Here is a 4,247-nt window from a genome sequence, read left to right as displayed (position 1 = left end):
GGCTACTTGATCAGCTTGAGTATTTTGCGGAATTCCGGATGGTCGCTATTGCCCATCCATTCGAACATCAGCATTTCGCTGCTGACGATTTCAGCGCCGGCGGCGCGGGCGCGGTCAATGGCCGCTTGCTTGTCGCTGCCGCGGCGCGAGCCGATCGCATCGCTGACCAGCTTTACCCGGCGCTGCCGGTGCAGCAAACCCAGCACTGTCTGCAGCACGCAGACATGGGCTTCGCAGCCCAGCACCACCAGCTCGTCCCGGCCATTGCTCAGCGCCGCCATGAATGTGGCCTGGGCGCAGGCATCGAAGCTGGTTTTTTCTATGGTCCGGTCCAGCAGCGCATCGATGGGCGCGACGGTGCGCCCCAGCCGCAACGGCTGCTGCGCGGTGCCGATCACGGGAATGCCAAGCAATCCGGCGGCCTGCGCCAGCAGCACCGCACGCTGCAGGACTAGCGCGCCCTCATCGATCACCGGCATCAGTTTTTCCTGCAGGTCGACAATGATCAGGGTTGCGCGGGAGGCGTCGCAGAGATAGCTCATGGGCAGATAAGATGTTTAGGACATATTCTGTTTTATACCACGCGCCGCGCCTGCTTTCCCGTCCGCCCGCAATCAGACCCGTTCCAGCACCACCGCAATCCCCTGGCCGACGCCGATGCACATCGTGCACAGCGCGTAGCGGCCCTGGATGCGCTGCAGCTGGTTGACCGCGGTGGCGGCCAGGCGTGCGCCGGAGGCGCCCAGCGGATGGCCGAGCGCGATGGCACCGCCGTTGGGATTGACGCGCGGGTCGTCGTCCTGCAAGCCGAGCCGGCGCAGCACCGCCAGCCCCTGGGCGGCGAACGCTTCATTCAGCTCAATCACATCGAACTGAGCCAGGCTGAGGCCGGTCATCGCCAGCACTTTCAGCGTCGCCGGCGCCGGACCCATGCCCATGACCCGCGGCGCAACGCCGGCGGTAGCCATGGCGACGACCCTGGCTTTCGGCACCAGGCCATGTTTCGCGGCGTTGGCTTCGTCGGCCAGCAGCAGCGCGCAAGCGCCGTCGTTGACGCCGGAAGCATTGCCCGCGGTGACGCTGCCGTCCGGCCTGACCACCGGTTTCAGCTTGGCCAGCGCTTCCAGGCTGGTGGCGCGCGGGTGTTCATCTTTATCGACGATGATGGTTTCGCCTTTTTTCTGCGGGACTGCAACCGGCGTGATTTCGCTGTCGAAGTAGCCGGCGTTTTGCGCCGCCACCGTTTTCATCTGGCTGGCGAGCGCCATCTGGTCCTGGTCGGCGCGGCTGATGCCGTATTCGGCAGCGACGTTTTCCGCCGTTTCCGGCATGGAATCGACGCCGTACTGCTGCTTCATCAGCGCATTCACGAAGCGCCAGCCGATGGTAGTGTCTTCGATCCTGGCGCTGCGCGAAAACGCGCTTTCGGCCTTGGCCATCACGAACGGCGCCCGGCTCATGCTCTCAACACCGCCGGCGATCATCAGGCCGGCCTCGCCGCTCTTGATGGCGCGCGCCGCCGTGCCCAGCGCGTCCAGGCCCGATCCGCACAGACGGTTCAGGGTCGCCCCCGGCACTTCCAGCGGCAGGCCGGCCAGCAGCGCCGACATGCGCGCCACATTGCGGTTGTCTTCACCGGCCTGGTTGGCGCAGCCGTAGATGACATCGGCCACTGCTTGCCAGTCGACCTGGGGATTGCGCGCCATCAGGGCGCGGATCGGAATCGCGCCGAGATCGTCGGCGCGCACGCTGGCCAGCGCGCCGCCATATCGGCCGAAGGGCGTGCGCTGGGCATCGCAAATGAAAGCGTGGGACATGGTTTCTCCTGGATCGATTATCAAATGCGTTCTAGTCAACAAGCCATGACGAGCGGCACCGAGGTCAGCTTCTGCAGCTCCTCGAACGACAGGCCGTCGACGATGGCGGTTACCCTGGCGCCGTCGGCGGCCAGGTCGATCACCGCCAGGTCGGTATAGACCCGGCTCACGCAAGCGATCCCGGTGAGCGGATAACTGCAGGCCGCAACCAGCTTGCTTTCTCCCGCCTTGGTGAGATGCTCCATCATCACATAGGTTTTTTTGGCACCTATGGCGAGATCCATGGCACCGCCGACGGCAGGAATCGCATCCGCGGCGCCGGTGTGCCAGTTAGCCAGGTCGCCGCCAGCCGACACCTGGAATGCGCCGAGCACGCAGACATCAAGATGGCCGCCGCGCATCATGGCGAAGCTGTCGGCGTGGTGGAAATAACAGCCGCCCGGCAGCAGCGTCACCGCTTGCTTGCCGGCGTTGATCAGGTCGTAGTCTTCCTCGCCGCTGGCCGGCGCCGGACCCATGCCGATCACGCCGTTCTCACTGTGCAGGATCACTTCGCGGTCGCTCGGCAACTGGTTCGCCACCAGCGTCGGCAAGCCGATTCCCAGGTTGACCACGGCGCCGTCGGGTATGTCCTGCGCCACGCGCGCCGCCATTTGTTCTCTGCTCCACTTATTTATCAACTTGTTCATCATGTCCTCTTTTCTTTGTCCTCTTCTTATTCATGCGGCCTTGAAACCCGCCGGGCCGGTTGCGCTGCGGGGCACCTGCACCACCCGCTGGACGTACAGGCCGGGTGTAACCACGCTTTCCGGATCGAGGCTGCCGAGCTCGACGATTTCGTGCACCGAGGCGATCGTGACCTTGGCGGCGCTGGCCATGACGGGACCGAAATTGCGCGCGGTCTTGCGGTAGGTCAGGTTGCCCCAGCGGTCGCCGCACTCAGCCTTGATCAGGGCGAAATCCGCGTGGATCGGATGTTCCAGCACATACATCTTGCCGTTGATTTCGCGGGTTTCCTTGCCCTTGGCCAGTTCCGTGCCGTAGCCGGTGGGCGTGAAGAAGGCGCCGATGCCGGCGCCGGCGGCGCGGATCCGTTCCGCCAGGTTGCCTTGCGGGACCAGCTCCAGCTCCAGTTCGCCGGCGCGGTACAGGCCGTCGAAGACTTGCGAATCGGCCTGGCGCGGGAAGGAGCAGATGATCTTGCGCACCCGCCGCGCCTTCAACAGCGCAGCCAATCCGGTTTCGCCATTGCCGGCGTTGTTGTTGACGATCACCAGGTCGCACGCGCCCTGCGCGATCAGGGCGTCTATCAGTTCTGCCGGCTGTCCGGCGCCGCCGAAACCGCCGATCATGACCGTGGCGCCGTCATGAATATTGGCAAGCGCCTGTTCGACCGAAGGAATAATTTTATTAATCATGGGTTTTACGAACTTTTCAGTTGAAAAATATAATAAAGTTCTTATAATGAACAATTATTCGTATAAAGAACTTATTTCAAAAGAATAGTCAGCTGGCAGGCCAATGTCAACTGCTGCTTATTTGCTCGTCCTTGCGCCAGGGCCGTTTTGCTCCTGCGCATTGCATCTTGCGTACTACAACTTTAATGAAAGCATGGCCATGCCGAATCCGTCCGACGCCAGCGATCCCAAACCTGGCGACAGCTACGTCCAGTCCTTCGCACGCGGACTGGCGGTGCTGCGCAGCTTCGGCGCCCAGGCGCCGGCGCAGACGCTGACCGAAGTCGCGGCCGGCGCCGGACTGACCCGCGCCGGCGCGCGCCGCATCCTGCTGACCCTGCTGCATCTGGGGTATGTCGAGATGGATGGCCGCCTGTTCCGCCTGACGCCGAAAGTGCTGGAACTGGGTTTTGCCTACCTGTCGTCGCTGCCGGTCTGGACCCAGGCCCAGCCGGTGATGGAAGACCTGGTGCAAAGCCTGCGCCAGTCCTGCTCCGCCGCCGTGCTGGACGGCGACGACATCGTGTATGTGCTGCGGGTGCCCGCGCACAAGATCATGTCGATCAACCTGGGCGTCGGCAGCCGCTTGCCAGCCTATGCCACTTCGCTGGGCCGCGTGCTGCTGGCCGGTTTGCCGGACGAAACCCTCGCGCAGCGCCTGGCCGCCGCCTCGTTGCCGGCGCATACGGCGCAAACGGTGGTCGATCCGCAGCGCCTGCTGGAAATCATCCGGCAGGTGCGGATCCAGGGCTGGTGCATGGTCAATGAAGAACTGGAGCCGGGCCTGGTCTCGCTGGCCGCGCCGGTGTTCGACCGCAACGGCCGGGTGGTGGCCGCCATCAACCTCAGCGGCCAGGTGAATAATCCGACCCCGGCGCACCTGCTTGAACATTGCCTGCCCATGCTGCTGGCCGCCGCGGCAAAGATCAATTTGCTGGTGCGGGCGCAAAAATGACGCAAACCGGCAAACCCG

General features: G+C 63.9%; 5 protein-coding genes. 1 reads left to right on the top strand and 4 read right to left on the bottom strand.

Features of this window, described 5'->3' with window-relative positions; translation table 11 throughout:
- Window positions 1-2 precede the first annotated feature (2 nt).
- From JWQ61_RS14535 to JWQ61_RS14520, 4 genes are all read right to left on the bottom strand, one after another.
- Window positions 3-542 (bottom strand): isochorismatase family protein, encoded by a 540-nt coding sequence (locus tag JWQ61_RS14535; RefSeq protein ID WP_304361153.1) that lies wholly within the window; start codon window positions 540-542, stop codon window positions 3-5.
- A gap of 72 nt (window positions 543-614) precedes the next feature.
- The gene (gene pcaF / locus JWQ61_RS14530; protein ID WP_304361152.1) at window positions 615-1,817 is read right to left on the bottom strand and encodes a 3-oxoadipyl-CoA thiolase; all 1,203 of its coding nucleotides are present in this window, start codon (window positions 1,815-1,817) and stop codon (window positions 615-617) included.
- A gap of 35 nt (window positions 1,818-1,852) precedes the next feature.
- Window positions 1,853-2,506, bottom strand: a complete 654-nt coding sequence (locus JWQ61_RS14525) for a 3-oxoacid CoA-transferase subunit B (RefSeq protein ID WP_304361151.1) — start codon at window positions 2,504-2,506, stop codon at window positions 1,853-1,855.
- 30 nt (window positions 2,507-2,536) lie between these two features.
- Window positions 2,537-3,235, bottom strand: coding sequence for a 3-oxoacid CoA-transferase subunit A (locus tag JWQ61_RS14520; protein WP_304361150.1), 699 nt, complete (start codon window positions 3,233-3,235; stop codon window positions 2,537-2,539).
- A gap of 199 nt (window positions 3,236-3,434) precedes the next feature.
- On the opposite strand from JWQ61_RS14520, the gene JWQ61_RS14515 reads away from it, so the two are divergent.
- Window positions 3,435-4,229 carry an IclR family transcriptional regulator C-terminal domain-containing protein gene (locus JWQ61_RS14515; protein ID WP_304361149.1) on the top strand — a complete coding sequence of 265 codons (795 nt, stop codon included), beginning with the start codon at window positions 3,435-3,437 and terminating at the stop codon, window positions 4,227-4,229.
- Window positions 4,230-4,247 lie beyond the last annotated feature (18 nt).

Origin of the sequence: Collimonas fungivorans, from assembly GCF_028292705.1 — a bacterium.
GTDB classification, from domain to species: Bacteria; Pseudomonadota; Gammaproteobacteria; order Burkholderiales; family Burkholderiaceae_D; genus Collimonas; species Collimonas fungivorans_B.
This window is presented reverse-complemented; position numbering and strand designations above follow the sequence as displayed.

Bases quoted from the DNA above. Each gene is read 5' to 3' on its own strand.
- JWQ61_RS14535 (WP_304361153.1), bottom strand. From the start codon at position 542: ATGAGCTATCTCTGCGACGCCTCCCGCGCAACCCTGATCATTGTCGAC.
- pcaF (WP_304361152.1), bottom strand. From the start codon at position 1,817: ATGTCCCACGCTTTCATTTGCGATGCCCAGCGCACGCCCTTCGGCCGA.
- JWQ61_RS14525 (WP_304361151.1), bottom strand. From the start codon at position 2,506: ATGAACAAGTTGATAAATAAGTGGAGCAGAGAACAAATGGCGGCGCGC.
- JWQ61_RS14520 (WP_304361150.1), bottom strand. From the start codon at position 3,235: ATGATTAATAAAATTATTCCTTCGGTCGAACAGGCGCTTGCCAATATT.
- JWQ61_RS14515 (WP_304361149.1), top strand. From the start codon at position 3,435: ATGCCGAATCCGTCCGACGCCAGCGATCCCAAACCTGGCGACAGCTAC.